Origin of the sequence: Pseudomonas sp. MPB26 (genome assembly GCF_046605355.1) — a bacterium.
GTDB lineage: Bacteria > Pseudomonadota > Gammaproteobacteria > Pseudomonadales > Pseudomonadaceae > Aquipseudomonas > Aquipseudomonas cedrina.
In genome coordinates, this window is the sequence record NZ_CP176793.1 from 2,249,543 (window position 1) to 2,265,168 (window position 15,626).

13 protein-coding genes are annotated in these 15,626 nt (G+C 61.6%); 7 read left to right on the forward strand and 6 right to left on the reverse strand.

Annotated features, from left to right (window positions below; genetic code table 11):
• The first annotated feature begins 2 nt into the window (after window positions 1-2).
• The 5 genes from ACLH0H_RS10340 (at window position 3) to gcvH (ending at window position 5,946) form a co-directional block, all read left to right on the forward strand.
• A complete protein-coding gene (locus tag ACLH0H_RS10340; protein WP_411382396.1) occupies window positions 3-1,220 on the forward strand; it encodes a 2-octaprenyl-3-methyl-6-methoxy-1,4-benzoquinol hydroxylase in 1,218 nt (405 codons plus the stop codon).
• A 267-nt stretch (window positions 1,221-1,487) separates the two neighbouring features.
• On the forward strand, window positions 1,488-2,492 hold the full coding sequence (locus tag ACLH0H_RS10345; protein WP_411381922.1) for an extracellular solute-binding protein: 1,005 nt from the start codon (window positions 1,488-1,490) through the stop codon (window positions 2,490-2,492).
• 163 nt (window positions 2,493-2,655) lie between these two features.
• A complete protein-coding gene (locus ACLH0H_RS10350; RefSeq protein WP_411381923.1) occupies window positions 2,656-4,272 on the forward strand; it encodes an ABC transporter permease in 1,617 nt (538 codons plus the stop codon).
• Window positions 4,273-4,426: 154 nt separating this feature from the next.
• Complete coding sequence (gene gcvT / locus ACLH0H_RS10355; protein ID WP_411381924.1) at window positions 4,427-5,509, forward strand: glycine cleavage system aminomethyltransferase GcvT; 1,083 nt, start codon at window positions 4,427-4,429, stop codon at window positions 5,507-5,509.
• Between the two features lie 53 nt (window positions 5,510-5,562).
• A complete protein-coding gene (gcvH, locus tag ACLH0H_RS10360; protein WP_411381925.1) occupies window positions 5,563-5,946 on the forward strand; it encodes a glycine cleavage system protein GcvH in 384 nt (127 codons plus the stop codon).
• Window positions 5,947-6,011: 65 nt separating this feature from the next.
• Here the strand turns inward: gcvH and ACLH0H_RS10365 are convergent, their stop codons facing one another.
• The 6 genes from ACLH0H_RS10365 to ACLH0H_RS10390 all read right to left on the reverse strand — a co-directional run bounded on the left by ACLH0H_RS10365 (window position 6,012) and on the right by ACLH0H_RS10390 (window position 12,457).
• Complete coding sequence (locus tag ACLH0H_RS10365; RefSeq protein ID WP_411381926.1) at window positions 6,012-7,154, reverse strand: DegT/DnrJ/EryC1/StrS family aminotransferase; 1,143 nt, start codon at window positions 7,152-7,154, stop codon at window positions 6,012-6,014.
• 174 nt (window positions 7,155-7,328) lie between these two features.
• Window positions 7,329-7,643: a DUF2388 domain-containing protein gene (locus tag ACLH0H_RS10370; protein WP_411381927.1), complete on the reverse strand. Its 315-nt coding sequence runs from the start codon at window positions 7,641-7,643 to the stop codon at window positions 7,329-7,331.
• Between the two features lie 69 nt (window positions 7,644-7,712).
• Window positions 7,713-8,159, reverse strand: a complete 447-nt coding sequence (locus ACLH0H_RS10375) for an NfeD family protein (RefSeq protein WP_411381928.1) — start codon at window positions 8,157-8,159, stop codon at window positions 7,713-7,715.
• A 10-nt stretch (window positions 8,160-8,169) separates the two neighbouring features.
• Window positions 8,170-9,090, reverse strand: coding sequence for an SPFH domain-containing protein (locus ACLH0H_RS10380; RefSeq protein WP_046381704.1), 921 nt, complete (start codon window positions 9,088-9,090; stop codon window positions 8,170-8,172).
• A gap of 77 nt (window positions 9,091-9,167) precedes the next feature.
• The gene (locus tag ACLH0H_RS10385) at window positions 9,168-10,847 is read right to left on the reverse strand and encodes a GspE/PulE family protein (RefSeq protein WP_411381929.1); all 1,680 of its coding nucleotides are present in this window, start codon (window positions 10,845-10,847) and stop codon (window positions 9,168-9,170) included.
• 242 nt (window positions 10,848-11,089) lie between these two features.
• The gene (locus ACLH0H_RS10390) at window positions 11,090-12,457 is read right to left on the reverse strand and encodes an inorganic triphosphatase (protein ID WP_411381930.1); all 1,368 of its coding nucleotides are present in this window, start codon (window positions 12,455-12,457) and stop codon (window positions 11,090-11,092) included.
• 158 nt (window positions 12,458-12,615) lie between these two features.
• Here ACLH0H_RS10390 and argE point away from each other — a divergent pair, with 158 nt between their 5' ends.
• Both argE and argA read left to right on the forward strand, forming a co-directional pair.
• On the forward strand, window positions 12,616-13,764 hold the full coding sequence (argE, locus tag ACLH0H_RS10395; RefSeq protein ID WP_411381931.1) for an acetylornithine deacetylase: 1,149 nt from the start codon (window positions 12,616-12,618) through the stop codon (window positions 13,762-13,764).
• 135 nt (window positions 13,765-13,899) lie between these two features.
• Window positions 13,900-15,198, forward strand: coding sequence for an amino-acid N-acetyltransferase (gene argA, locus ACLH0H_RS10400; protein WP_186686571.1), 1,299 nt, complete (start codon window positions 13,900-13,902; stop codon window positions 15,196-15,198).
• Window positions 15,199-15,626: the final 428 nt, after the last annotated feature.

Sequence of the window (15,626 nt, forward strand, 5' to 3'; positions counted from 1 at the left end):
ACATGCGCGCAGATGTGCTGATTGTCGGGGCCGGAATGGTCGGAAGCGCCTTGGCGCTGGCGTTGCAGGGCAGCGGCCTGCAGGTGCTGCTGCTCGACGGCAGCCCGCTGAGTGTCGCGCCGTACGACCGCGATGGCGCCTTTGAACCACGGGTTAGCGCCTTGTCGGCCGCCAGCCAGCGCATTCTCGAACGCCTGGGCGTGTGGGACGGCATCGTGGCGCGCCGCGCCAGCCCCTACGGCCAGATGCAGGTGTGGGACGGCAGCGGCACTGGGCAGATCCACTTTTCGGCGGCCAGCGTGCATGCTGAAGTGCTGGGGCATATCGTCGAGAATCGCGTGGTTCAGGACGCCCTGCTTGAGCGCTTGCACGATTGCGATCTGGGGCTTCTGGCCAACGCACGCCTGGAGCAGATGCGCCGTTCCGGCGATGAATGGCTGCTGACCCTGGCCGATGGCCGCAAGTTACGTGCACCGCTGGTAGTGGCTGCCGATGGCGCCAACTCCGCCGTGCGCCGCCTGACCGGCACCGCGACCCGCGAATGGGATTACCTGCATAACGCCATTGTCACCAGCGTACGCAGCAGCCAGCCGCACCAGCGCACGGCATGGCAACGTTTTACCGACACCGGCCCGCTGGCCTTTTTGCCGCTGGTGCGGGACGGGCAGGAAGATTGGTGCTCGATTGTCTGGTCGACCACCCCCGCCGAGTCCGAACGCCTGATGGCGCTGGAGGACGAAAACTTCTGCCGTGAACTGGAGCGCGCCTTCGAAGGGCGGCTCGGTACGGTGCTGAGCGCCGACCCACGCGTCTGTGTACCGTTGCGCCAGCGTCACGCCAAACGCTACGTGGCCGAAGGCCTGGCGTTGATCGGCGACGCGGCTCACGTTATCCATCCCTTGGCGGGGCAGGGCGTGAATCTGGGGTTCCTCGATGCTGCGGTGCTGGCCGAAGTGCTGCTGGCCGCGACCGAGCGCGGTGAGCGCCTGGCGGATGTGAAAGTGCTGAGCCGCTACGAGCGCCGACGCATGCCGCACAACCTGGCGCTGATGGCGGCGATGGAAGGTTTCGAGCGGCTGTTCCAGGCCGACCCATTGCCGCTGCGCTGGTTGCGCAATGCAGGCCTGAAGCTGGTCGACCAGATGCCCGAAGCCAAGGCGGCGTTTGTGCGTCAGGCGCTGGGCCTTACCGGCGACCTCCCGGAACTCGCCAAGCCCTGACTTTGAAACCTGATCCCCTGTGGGAGCCGGGCTTGCCCGCGATGAGCATAGGTATCTACACAACTTTGGCTCGACGCTGAAACCCAGTGAACAGGGGCTTCTGTGGCGAGCGGGCCTTTGAAAGTTGTGTAGATACCTATGCCGCGATGAGGCCACAAGCCGCAACGTAAATGCCGGCTATGCAACATCTGGTAACGCCTCCAGCAAGCGTTACCAAATGTGAGTCCCTATCATTTGCGCTCACTTTGCAAATGAGAGACCGCACCCATGTTGGCACCCAAGCGCCTCCTGACTGCCCTGGCACTTACCCTGATCGGCAGCACCACCGTGCAGGCCGCCGACGAAGTGGTGGTCTACTCCTCACGCATCGACGAACTGATCAAGCCGGTATTCGACGCTTACACCCAAAAGACTGGCGTGCAGGTGAAGTTCATTACCGACAAGGAAGCCCCGCTGATGCAGCGCATCAAGGCCGAGGGCGAAAACGCCACCGCCGACCTGCTGCTCACGGTTGACGCCGGCAACCTCTGGCAGGCGGAGCAAATGGGCATCCTGCAGCCGTTCACCTCCGCAGTCATCGACAAGAACATCCCCCTGCAATATCGCTCCTCAAAGCATGCCTGGACCGGCTTGAGCCTGCGCGCGCGGACCATCGCCTATTCCACCGACCGGGTAAAGCCGGGCGACCTCACGACTTACGAAGCCCTGGCCGACAAGCAGTGGGAAGGCCGCCTGTGCCTGCGCACGGCGAAAAAAGTCTACAACCAGTCGCTGACCGCCACCCTGATCGAAACTCATGGCGCTGCCAGGACCGAAGAAATCGTCAAGGGTTGGGTCAACAACCTGTCCACCGACGTGTTCTCCGATGACGTGGCCGTGCTTGAAGCCATCAATGCCGGGCAGTGCGACGTGGGCATCGTCAACACCTACTACTACGGGCGCCTGCACAAGCAGAAGCCGGACCTGGCGGTGAAGCTGTTCTGGCCGAACCAGGGCGACCGTGGCGTGCACGTGAACCTGTCGGGTATCGGCCTGACCAAGCATGCGCCGCATCCGGAGGCGGCCAAGGCGCTGGTGGAATGGATGACCACGCCTGAGGCACAGAAGATCTTTGCCGATGTGAACCAGGAATTCCCGGCCAACCCGGCGGTAGCGCCCTCGGCCGAAGTGGCGACCTGGGGCAAGTTCGTGGCGGACACCTTGCCGGTGGAAGTGGCGGGCAAGCGCCAGGCTGAGGCGATTCGCTTGATGGATCGTGCGGGCTGGAACTAAGCTCGGTCTCAACAGCACAGCACATCAAATGTGGGAGCTGGCTTGCCTGCGATAGCATCACCTGGGTATCACTGATACACCGAGGTGTCTGTATCGCAGGCAGGCCAGCTCCCACACTGGGTAGCGACGGCTTCAAAATCCTTATTTTTCTGAGAGCTTTTCCTTGGCCCACCCCGCCCAACGCCGCTGGTACCTGCCGGTCTTCACCGTCGCTGCCTTGGTGCTGCTGCCGCTGAGCGTGCTGTTGCTGTCCTGGCAAACCATCGACGCGCAAATCTGGTTCCACCTGTGGGAAACCCAGATGCCGCGCCTGCTGGGCAATACCCTGACCCTGATGTTGGGCGTCGGTGCCGGTGTGACCTTATTGGGCGTCAGCCTGGCCTGGCTGACCAGCCTCTGCGAATTTCCCGGCCGGCGCTGGCTGGACTGGGCGTTGATGTTGCCGTTCGCGATTCCAGCCTACGTGCTGGCGTTTGTGTTTGTCGGCCTGCTGGACTTCGCAGGGCCCGTACAGACCTTGTTGCGTGAATGGTTCGGCACCGGCTTGAGGCTGCCCCGGGTGCGTTCCACCAGCGGCGTGATCATCGTGTTGGTGCTGGTGTTCTATCCCTACGTTTATCTATTGGCGCGCACGGCGTTCCTGGCCCAGGGCAAAGGCTTGATGGAAGCGGCACGGGTACTGGGACAATCGCCATGGCGGGCGTTCTGGCACGTGGCCCTGCCCATGGCGCGGCCGGCGATTGGTGCCGGGGTGGCCTTGGCATTGATGGAGACCTTGGCGGATTTCGGTGCGGTCTCGGTGTTCAACTTCGATACCTTTACCACCGCCATTTACAAGACCTGGTACGGCTTCTTCAGTCTGTCCAGCGCAGCCCAGTTGGCCAGCTTGCTGCTGCTGGTGGTGATGCTGGTGTTGTATGGCGAGCGACGCGCCCGGGGCGCCAGCCGACCGAGCAACGAGCGGCCGCGTGGCACAGCGCTGTACCACCTGCGCGGGTTCAAGGCGGCAGCGGCCAGCAGTTGGTGTGGGTTGGTATTCGCCTGTGCCTTCGTCATTCCGGTGCTGCAACTGGTTGCCTGGTTCTGGCAGCGCGGCCGCTTCGATCTGGATGAGCGTTATTGCGGCCTGATCATCCACACCCTGTACCTCGGCGGCATCTCAGCCTTGATCACCGTCAGCGTCGCGCTGGTACTGGCCTTCGCCAACCGCCTGGCGCCGACGCGCGCGATCCGCTCCGGCATCAGCCTGGCTAACGTGGGTTACGCCTTGCCGGGCTCGGTGCTCGCCGTGTCAATCATGCTGGCCTTCAGCTACCTGGACCGTGAACTGGTCGTGCCGCTGTCCGGCTGGCTCGGCGGTGCCGGCAAGCCCTTGCTGCTGGGCAGCCTGTCGGCGTTGGTGCTGGCGTACCTGGTGCGTTTCCTGGCGGTGGCCTATGGGCCATTGGAAAACAGCCTGGCGCGCATTCGTCCGTCCTTGCCGGAAGCTGCGCGCAGTCTGGGCGTGAGCGGTCCGCGACTGTTTTGCAAAGTGTATCTGCCGTTGCTGCTGCCTGGGACCTTGAGCGCAGCACTGCTGGTGTTTGTCGATGTGCTCAAGGAAATGCCGGCCACCTTGCTGATGCGCCCGTTCGGGTGGGACACGCTGGCGGTGCGGATCTTTGAAATGACCAGCGAAGGCGAGTGGGCACGGGCTTCTTTGCCGGCGTTGACCCTGGTGTTGGTGGGCCTGTTGCCGGTGGTCGGGCTGATCCGACGCTCCGCCAGGCCAATCGGTTAGGTGCCAGTCCTACGGCTTGCGGCTACAATGCGCGGCATTCGGTGCGGTCCGTCGTTCGGATCGAGTCGCTGGGCGTAGCTGCGGGCCTTGTTATTCAGGCGTTTGGCACGAACGGCATGCTGCGCACCTTCGCCACGCCCGGAAGGAGAAACCCATGGGACAGCGTACGCCTCTGTATGACCTGCATCTCGCCCTCGGCGCGAAAATGGTCGATTTTGGCGGTTGGGATATGCCTCTGCACTACGGCTCGCAAGTTGAAGAGCACCATCAGGTGCGACGCGACTGCGGGGTATTTGATGTATCCCATATGACCGTGATCGATGTCACCGGCCCCCAGGCCAAGGAATGGCTACAGCGCCTGCTGGCCAATGATGTCGAGCGCCTGCAAGACTGCGGCCGTGCGCTGTACAGCGCAATGCTCAATGAGAAGGGCGGCGTAGTGGACGACATGATCGTCTACCGCACCGAGGCCGCTTATCGCCTGGTGGTCAATGCCGCCACCCGCGACCAGGACATGGCCTGGATGCATGCGCAATTGGGCACCTACCAGGTGCAACTGCAGGAACGGTCCGAGTTGGCCATGTTGGCCATTCAAGGTCCCCATGCCCGGCAGAAGATCGCCGAGCTGGTCACCCAGTCCCGAGGCACGCTGATTCATCAGCTCAAACCCTTCGAAGGCCAGGCCGATGGCGATTGGTTTATCGCGCGCACGGGTTACACCGGCGAAGATGGCCTGGAGATTGTCTTGCCGGCCGACCAGGCGCCGGGGTTTTTCAACGACCTGGTGGGCGCCGGTATTTCCCCCATCGGCCTCGGCGCCCGCGATACCTTGCGCCTGGAAGCGGGTATGAACCTGTACGGCCAGGATATCCACCAGGAGGTTTCGCCCTTGGCGTCGAACATGGCCTGGAGCATCGCCTGGGAGCCTGCCGAACGTGATTTCACTGGGCGCGCTGCGCTGGAAGCGGAAAAAACGGCGGGTGTGCAATTCAAACTGGTCGGGCTGGTGCTGGAAGAACGCGGGGTTTTACGCGCTCACCAAGTGGTTCGTATCGCCAATATTGGCGAAGGGGAGATCACCAGTGGTAGTTTCTCTCCTACGCTGAGCAAATCCATTGCCCTGGCGCGTGTACCGACGGCGACCGCCGATCGGGCCGAAGTGGAAATCCGCGGCAAGTGGTACCCGGTTCGAGTGGTCAAACCGACCTTCGTGCGCCATGGAAAAACCTTGATCTAACCTATTCCCGGCAGGCCGAAGGCCGCTGGCATTACTTCTTGAGGACACAGACTATGAGCAATATCCCGGCCGAACTGCGTTTTGCCGAAAGCCACGAATGGGCTCGCCTGGAAGCTGACGGCAGCGTGACCGTCGGGATTTCCGACCATGCTCAGGAAGCGTTGGGTGATGTGGTTTTTGTTGAGTTGGCCGAAGTCGGCGCCATGTTCGAAGCTGAAGGCCAGGCTGGGGTGGTTGAGTCGGTGAAAGCGGCTTCGGATATCTACGCCCCGGTTGCAGGTGAAGTGATTGCCGTCAACGAGGAACTGAGCGGTAGCCCTGAGCTGCTGAACTCCGACCCGTACGGCGCATGGATCTTCAAGCTCAAGCCAAGCAACCCGGCTGACCTGGACAAACTGCTGGATGCCGCCGGCTACAAAGCCGCCATCGGCGAGTAAACGCATGCCCCCATGTGGGAGCGAGCAAGCCCGCTCCCACATGGGATTGTATAAGCTGTGAGTGCCTAGTTCGCTTTCAGTACCGCTTTTACTGCCGCAACCGCCCGTTCGACATCCGCCTCTGTCATTGCCGTAAACATCGGCAACGACACGATCAAGCGTCCAACCTGTTCCGCTATTGGAAACATACCCTCCTTGAACCCCTGCGCCCGATACAGGCTCAGCAGGTGAATCGGCGGATAGTGATAGCCAATGCCGACGCCGTGGGCCTGCATCTGCTCCATGAAGGTGGCGCGCGCCGGCAGACCGTCCTGACGCTCCGGCAGCACCAGTTGGAACAGGTGCCAGTTGCTGTTTTCGAAGTCGGCTGGTGGGAGTTGCGCGCCGTACTTTTCTTCAAAGTCACTGCCAAAGCACTTGAAGTAGTGCTGCGCCAGGTGTTGGCGGTGAGCAGTGATCTTGTCGATATGGGCAAACTGCCCCAGGCCGATGGCTGCCGCGATATCGGTCATGTTGAACTTGCCGCCCAGCACATCCACGTCCAGGCCGTCGAAGCCGTTGCGGGTAACGCCCTGCAGACGGTACTTTTCTGCCAGTCGTGCTTCTTCGGCGTTGTTCAATACCAGGCAACCGCCTTCGGAAGAGGTGATGTTCTTGTTGGCCTGGAAACTGAACGACACAAAATCCCCGGTGGCGCCAATTCGCTCGCCATCCCAGCTCGAACCCAGCGCCTGGGCGGCGTCCTCGATAATGCGCAGGTTGTACTTGTTCGCCAGTGCGTAGAGCATAGGCATATCCAATGGCAGGCCGGCCAGGTACACCGGGATGATTGCCTTGGTGCGCGGGGTAATTGCCGCCTCCACCTGGCCCAGGTCGATATTGCGGGTCACAGGGTCGATATCGGCAAACACCGGTGTGGCGCCGACTTCCAGAATCACATTGGCTGTGGCAACCCAGGAGATCGGGGTGGTGATCACTTCATCGCCCGGCCCGATACCGGCTATGCGCAAGGCAATCTCCATGGTGCAGGTGCCCGAGTTGAACGTACGCACCGGCCGGCCGCCAAAATACTCCGACAACTGAGCCTCGAAAGCCTGCACTTTTGGCCCGCTGGTAATCCAGCCCGAACGCAATACATCGCCGACCGCCGAAATGGTGGTTTCATCAATGGTGGGCTTGGAAAACGGCAGGAAGGGCTGTTGGCTCATGACGATGAAGGCATCCGTTTCAGATAAGCGATGAATTGGCAGGTATCAGTACCGGCATGGTTGCACGGCTTGGCTGAATATAGCCTGTCATGCGTAAATGAATTGTCACGTTGCGGGTAAAAACCGAGCATAAAAAATGCCGCTTCAGCAGCGGCATTTTTCAGAGCGGTGGATTCACTCGGTAACGGAATTTTTTGCGAGGATGGCGTTGGCCAGTTCCATGTCCGTGGCCTGCAGCCCAGGATTGTCGGCGCGGACTTTCTGCATGGCAGCTTCAAGGTATGGGCCACGGATGCCGCCGTCGCTGGCGACAAAGCTGCCGGCGTCGTCTTGTGCGGCGACCACCAGCTTGTGGTCCTTGAAGGTCAGGTACGTCGAGCCGGTGGTGGCGCCTGACGAGATGACATTGCGCCAGAAACTGTCGGCCATGGCTGAGCCGACAGGGAGGGAAAGCACAGCGAGGGTTGCGACAGCATATTTGAGACGCATGATGGGTGACTCCGGGTGGGTTATCTGTACTTTATGATTGTAGATAGCCTAGGCGAGTTCCATCACTGACTAAACAGTTTCAACCTTTAACACCACGCCTTCCTGGCTAACCACCCGCACTTGAGTGCCCACAGGGCTGTCCGGGCCGGTCACCATCCACACACCATCGCCGACCTTTACCTTGCCCCTACCGTCCACTATCGCCTGATGCACCACGAAGGTTCGGCCGATGAGCTCCGAGCCACGCTCGTTCAGCCCCGGCTGGTCGCTGGCCTTGGCGCTGCTGCGCTGGCGCTTCCACCAATACACCGCGGTGACAATCGACAACACGGCAAACAGCAGCAATTGCCACTCCAGCCCCAGGGGCGGTACCAGAAACTTGATCACGCCCACGGCCGCCGCTGCGATACCCATCCACAGCAGGTAGCCACCGGCACCGAACACTTCCAGTATCAGCAGTACCGTGCCCAGCGCGAGCCAATCCCAAAACGACAGATGCTGCAGGAAATCCCACATGGCGCTGGCCTCAGCCTTTCTTGTTGTCGAACGTAGCCTTGACGATCTCGCCGATACCGCCGACCGCACCGATCACCTGGCTGGCCTCCAGCGGCATCAGGATGACCTTGCTGTTGTTGGCCGATGCCAGCTTGCCCAGGGCGTCGATGTATTTTTGCGCGACGAAGTAGTTGATGGCCTGCACGTTACCGGTGGCGATCGCTTCGGAAACGACTTGGGTTGCTCGAGCCTCGGCTTCAGCCTGGCGCTCGCGGGCTTCAGACTCCAGGAACGCCGCTTGGCGCCCACCTTCGGCCTCGAGAATCTGTGCTTGCTTCTTGCCTTCAGCGGTCAGGATCGCCGACGCCCGCAGGCCTTCGGCCTCCAGGATCTGGGCACGCTTGATCCGCTCGGCTTTCATCTGGCCGGACATGGCGGCCATCAGGTCGGCGGGCGGGCTGATGTCCTTGATTTCGATACGGGTGATCTTGATGCCCCAAGGCGCGGTGGCTTCGTCCACGGTCCTCAGCAGCTTTTCGTTGATACCGTCGCGTTGGCTGAGCATGGCATCCAGTTCCATGGAGCCGAGCACGGTACGGATATTGGTTTGCAGCAAGTTGCGGATGGCGTGCTCGAGGTTGTTGACCTCGTAGGCGGCCTGGGCGGTATTGACCACCTGGAAGAAGCACACGGCGTCGATCTGCACGGTGGCGTTGTCCGCGGTGATGACTTCCTGGGGCGGGATATCCAGTACGCTTTCCATCACGTTGATCTTGCGACCGATGCGGTCCATGACCGGAATGATGATGTTCAGGCCAGGCTTGAGGGTGTTGGTGTAGCGACCGAAGCGCTCGACCGTCCACTGGTAACCCTGTGGGACGACCTTGAAACCCATGAAGAGAATGGCGATAGCCAAACCCACGAAAAGAAGCAGTACGGTTCCGATCTGCATAGCGATTCCCTATCTGGAGATGTCAGTAAAACGACGTTCGGCCGATTGTAACGGCGTTGCCACCGATAAGAACGTTTTCACCGTGTAACAAACAAAGGATTTGTTACTGAATCCCCAGGGGTCACCCGCAGCACTTCCGCCACCGTGGTCAGCCCCGCTTCGACTTTTTGCAGGCCGGCCATGCGCAGGCTGCACATGCCTTGGGCCACCGCGGCCTGGCGCAGGGCCTGCACGTCGGCGCCGGGCGTGATCAGCGCTTTGAGTGCTTCGTTCAATACCATGATTTCGTAAACGCCGGCTCGTCCCCGATAACCACTGTTTCGACATTCAACGCACCCGACAGCCTCGTGGGCCTCACCCCGTGCGCGCTTGCAGTGCGGGCACAGCACCCGCACCAACCGTTGCGCCATGACGCCCAGTAACGTGGCCTTGATCAAATAATGAGCAATGCCCAGCTCCTGCAGGCGGCTGATGGCGCTGGGGGCATCGTTGGTGTGCAGGGTCGACAGCACCAGGTGCCCGGTCAATGCGGCCTGGATCGCCATTTCGGCGGTCTCCTGGTCGCGGATCTCGCCGATCATGATGATGTCCGGATCCTGGCGCAGCAGGGCGCGGATGCCGCTGGCAAAGGTCAGGTCGATATTGTGCTGCACCTGCATCTGGTTGAATGCCGGCTCGACCATCTCGATCGGGTCTTCCACGGTGCACAGGTTGACCTCCCGGGTCGCCAGTTGCCTGAGCGTGGTGTAGAGCGTGCTGGTCTTGCCGGAGCCGGTCGGGCCGGTGACCAGGATGATGCCGTTGGCCTGGCCCGTCATGGCGTGCCAGCGGTGTTGGTCATCAACGGACAGGCCCAGTTGGTCAAAGCCCTTGAGCAGCACCTGTGGATCGAAAATCCGCATCACCAGTTTTTCGCCAAATGCGGTGGGCAGGGTGCAAAGGCGCAGCTCGACTTCCACCCCTGCCGGGCTTTTGGTCTTGACCCGGCCATCCTGGGGCCTGCGTTTCTCCGCGACATTCATGCGGCCCAGGCTTTTCAGGCGGCTGACTACAGCCATCGTGACCTGAGGTGGAAACTGATAGACGTCATGCAGCAGTCCATCGATGCGAAAGCGCACACGGCCCTGCTCTCGGCACGGCTCAATGTGGATGTCACTGGCGCGCTGGGCGAAGGCGTATTGCAACAGCCAGTCGACGATATTGACGATATGCGCGTCGTTGGCATCCGGCTCCTGGTCGCTGGCGCCGAGGTTGAGCAACTCGACATTGCCAGGCGTCGCGACCTTTTGATCGGCACCGCTGACGGATTTGGCCAGTCGGTAAAACTCGCCGATACAGCGTGTTATGTCCTGGGGGTTGGCGACCACGCGCTTGATCGAACGCTTGAGCACCTGCGCCAACCCGGCCTCCCAACAGGTGATGTGGGGCTGGGCGCTGGCGACGGTGACGGTCTGCGCATCCACCGCCACCGCCAGAATGGCATGGCGTTGGGCGAATGCGTGGGACATCAACGGCACCACCGTCGCGACGTCGATCTTCAATGGGTCGATACGCAGGTAGGGTTGCCCGGCATGCCGGGCAAGCCATTCGGTCAGGGTTTCCAGGTCGGGCCCAAGGGCGGCGATGCGTTCCAGGGGGTGCTGGGTATTGCTGGCCGGCAGCGCCGACAAGCGCTGCGCGAGTTCGGGGGTGATGAGTTTCCCGTCGACCAGGGCCGGTAGCAGTTGATGCAGTTTCAAGCGTTGATCAGCGGGCATTTAAGGTGTTCCTGGGTGGCAGTGGGCGTAAATCCCAGACTAGCCAACCCCTGAATATCCTCCTCCCAGCGTGTATTGCAGGTTTTTACCGAACGATTGCCACCACTGTTTGCCAGTATTGCGCGGGCCTTGTGGGAGTGGCCTTGCTCGCGAAAGCGGTCTATCCGTCACAGATGTCCCGACTGACACGACACTTTCGCGAGCAAGCCCGCTCCCACACTTTGATCGAAGTGCCCTTTGGATTACAGACGCAGCAGGGTCTTCCAGGCACGGTTCTGATACACCGCAATCGCCTGGTGCATCCGCGCATCCAGCGCCTCATCGGTGATCGGCTGGTTGGCCAGGAGCGCCAACTTGTTCAGCTCGCCGTAGAGGCGGTCCAGTTCCGGAATGTCGACCACCTGACGCGCATGATGCAGCCATGCCTGGATGCGTTCGATGCGCGGCAGTTGCTCGGCCAGATCTTCGGGCTGTTGCTGGTAGCGCGGCAGTTGCAGGGCGACAGCATCGTCGGCCAGCAGGCGCGGCAGCCAATTGGTGATTTGTGCGGCGCCCTGTCGGTTGCCGCGCACAGTGCGCTCGGCGGTCCAGGTACGTGCCAGCAGCCAGCGCGACGCGGTCAGTGAGAACAGGCCCCAGCGCACGTCGTCCAGTTCTTCGACGAACTGTTCCGGCGCGGCTTTGCGAATGTCTTCGTCATCGTCACCGGCTTGTACCAGTGGGCGCCAGTCTTCGAGCAGAGCATCGAGGGCGCTGCGCAGTTCGCTGGTGGACTGTCGCGGTGCCGCCTGGCCGAGGCTGCCGATCAGGGCGCGCAGTTCGCCGAGGGTGTCGACCCAGTCTTGCAGCAGACGCCAGTGGCCATTGAAACGGTATTGCTCGGCCAGGCGCTGGCTGCTGCCCAGCAGGTGCCACATGATCGCAGCGAAGGCATCGTCCAGCGGCATCTCGGCATGGATCTGCGGCGCCGGCAGGCTCAGCGAGTAGCTGTCGGCGTCATACAGGCGATAGCCGCGCTCGGCCTTGCTGATATCGCAAGGCATCAGGGCCAGGGTCGCGGCCAGTTCGGCGGCCAGTTCCAGCAGGGCAGCCGGCTCGCCTTCGCGCAGTTCCAGTTCCAGCTCGCAGATTTCTTCTTTCTGCTTGCCGACCACCACGTGGCCCAGGTCCAGGGCGGCTTCGATCACCACCTTGGCCTTGCCACGGCCCCAGGCGATTTCGGCGCGTTCACGCACGAAGTCGGTGGTGAAGATCGGCTTGAGGGTCTTTTTGTCCAGCTCGGCCAGTTGCTCGGGCCAGCATTCGCCGTCGAGTTTCTTCACGTCGAGCTTGGCTTTGGGCAGGTCCCAGTTGTATTCGTTGCGTTCTGACAAACCGGCGACGCTCTGGCCACGAGTCTTGAGGGTCTGGATGATATCGTCACCGTCCTTGCGCAGGCGCAGGGCGACTTTGGCCTGGGCCAGGTCACGCTCGGGAGTGTCGAAATACTGGTTCATCAACTCACGGCGTTCCCAGCCACTTTTGTTGCGTTTTTTCAGTAGCGGGTGCTCACGCAGCGCGGCGAGTGTTTCGCGGCTGACGCGCAGCTTTATTTCGGTTTCTTTATGCATGGCCGGAAAATCCAGGATCGGGAGCGCAGCCGGGGAAAAGTGTGGCTGCCAAGGTCGTGCAGTGTACAGGACTGAACCCTGCAACGCGCCGCAACGGTTTATTGTGGTGTGCAGATGGTTCTATAGTGGGCCTCATCCGGGAACCTGGGAGACCGCGCATGCCGTTACCGTCTATGCAAGAGCAGTTCGCCGCACTGATTGCCGCGCCGTCGGTCAGTTGCACCCAAGCGTCTCTCGACCAGAGCAACCGCCCCGTCATCGACTTGCTCGCCGGTTGGTTGGGGGACCTGGGGTTCGCCATCGACATCCAGCAGGTCAGCCCCGGCAAGTTCAACCTGCTCGCCAGTTTCGGCAGTGGGCCCGGTGGGTTGGTGCTGGCCGGTCATAGCGATACGGTCCCTTACGACGCCGCGCTGTGGAAAACCGACCCGCTCAAGCTGACGGAAGTCGACGGCCGCTGGGTAGGACTGGGCAGCTGTGACATGAAGGGTTTTTTCGCATTGGTCATTGAAGCCGTGCTGCCGCTGCTGGACCAGCCATTCAAGCAGCCGCTGCTGATTCTCGCGACCTGCGATGAAGAAAGCTCCATGGCCGGCGCCCGCGCGTTGGCCGACGCTGGGCGCCCGCTGGGCCGCGCTGCCGTGATTGGCGAGCCGACCGGACTCAAGCCGATTCGCCTGCACAAAGGCGTGATGATGGAGCGCATCGACATCCTTGGCCAGAGTGGCCATTCGTCGGACCCGCGCCTGGGTCACAGCGCCCTCGAAGCCATGCACGACGCCATCGGCGAACTGCGCGGCCTGCGTCTGGCCTGGCAGCGCGAGTACCGCAACCCGCAATTCAGCGTGCCGCAGCCGACCCTGAATTTCGGCTGCATCCATGGCGGTGACAATCCCAACCGCATCTGTGGCCAGTGCTCCCTCGAGTTCGACCTGCGCCCCCTGCCGGGCATGGACCCCGAGGTGTTGCGCGCGGCCATCCGGCAGAAGCTCGTGCCCTTGGCCGAGCGTCATCAGGTCAAGATTGATTACGCGCCGTTGTTCCCCGAAGTGCCGCCGTTCGAGCAGGCGGAAGATGCCGAGCTGGTGCGGGTGGCGGAACGTTTGTCCGGCCATCGTGCCGAAGCAGTAGCGTTCGGCACCGAAGCGCCTTATCTTCAGCGCCTTGGGTGTGAAACCCTGGTACTCGGCCCTGGCGACATCGCCTGTGCGCACCAGCCGGGCGAGTACCTCGAAATGTCACGCTTGACGCCTACAGTGCGTCTATTGCGTGAACTGATCGAACATTACTGCCTGAAACCCGCATAAATTAACCCCTGCCTGTTCGTACATAAAAGGAGAGTGAGCGTGTCGCCAAGCCTGTTCCGACGATAACCATCAGCCCGCCGTGCGCTTTCACGATTCATCCTTTTTCGGCTGCTTTTTATTACAGGCCCAGGTTCTATGCCCGACTACGTTAATTGGCTTCGTCACGCGTCCCCTTACATCAACGCCCATCGCGACTGCACCTTTGTCGTCATGCTGCCTGGCGACGGTGTGGAACACCCCAACTTCGGCAACATCGTCCACGACCTGGTGCTGCTCCACAGCCTCGGCGTGCGGCTTGTACTGGTGCACGGTTCGCGCCCGCAAATCGAAGTGCGCCTCGAGGCGCGCGGCCTCACTCCGACTTACCACGAAGGCATGCGCATCACCGATGCGGCGACGCTGGAGTGTGTGATCGACGCGGTCGGCCACCTGCGTATCGCCATTGAGGCGCGCCTGTCGATGGACATGGCCTCGTCGCCGATGCAGGGTTCGCGCCTGCGCGTGACCAGCGGCAACTTCGTGACCGCACGGCCCATCGGTGTATTGGACGGCGTGGACTACCACCACACCGGCGAAGTGCGCCGGGTAGACCGTAAGGGCATCAACCGTCTGCTGGATGAGCGTTCCATCGTTTTGCTGTCACCGCTGGGCTACTCGCCCACGGGTGAGATCTTCAACCTGGCCTGCGAAGACGTCGCCACGCGCGCCGCCATCGACCTGGGCGCCGACAAATTGCTGCTGTTCGGCGCTGATCTTGGCCTGATCGACGAAAACGGGCGCCTGGTGCGCGAACTGCGTCCGCAACAAGTACCGGCACACCTGCAACGCTTGGGCAGCAACTATCAGGCCGAATTGCTCGACGCCGCCGCGCAGGCTTGCCGGGGTGGAGTAGGGCGCAGTCATATCGTGAGCTACGCCGAAGACGGCGCCTTGCTCACCGAGCTGTTTACCCGTGACGGCGGCGGCACGCTGGTGGCCCAGGAACAATTCGAACTGGTGCGCGAAGCGGCGATCGAGGACGTGGGCGGCTTGCTCGACCTGATCAGCCCGCTGGAAGAGCAGGGCATCCTGGTGCGCCGCTCACGGGAAGTGTTGGAGCGTGAGATCGAGCAATTCAGCGTGGTGGAGCGCGAAGGCATGATCATCGCGTGTGCGGCGCTGTATCAGATCGCGGATTCGGACGCGGGTGAGCTGGCGTGCCTGGCGGTGAACCCGGAGTACCGGCACGGCGCTCGTGGTGATGTGTTGCTCGAACGTATCCAGACCCGTGCCCGGGCGCAGGGTTTGAAGACCTTGTTCGTGCTCACCACCCGCACCGCCCACTGGTTCCGTGAGCGTGGGTTCGAGCCGAGCAGTGTGGATCGTCTGCCATCGGCGCGGGCGTCGCTGTACAACTACCAGCGTAATTCGAAGATTTTCGAAAAGGCCCTCTAAGGGCCCAGGCCTGGCCTGTGTGGGAGCTGGCTTGCCGGCGATAGCGTCATCTCGGTCGAACTGAAAAACCGAGGCGTCTGCATCGCAGGCAAGCCAGCTCCCACAGGGAGTCGCATTTATTCCGCGATTTTCGGCCCAAGGCTTCCCACCCATGCTTCAGAACTATTGATCCAGGCCGATACGATGGGCAGGGCGGGAGAGGATTCGGCCTGCTGCTGTTGAACTGGGCGGCTTTGACACCAAAAGAAACTATTAGTGACATAAAAACTGTAACAAATTGACGGGAGGATATGTGTTTCGCGATGATGCGTCGCCTTCCGGACCTTGGGTGATGTACGCAGCACCGCCACACTGGGCGACTCAAAAAATAAAAAATACCTTTTAGGAATTAGCTTTTGGCGTGGTTCGTCTAGGCTGACGGACTTGCG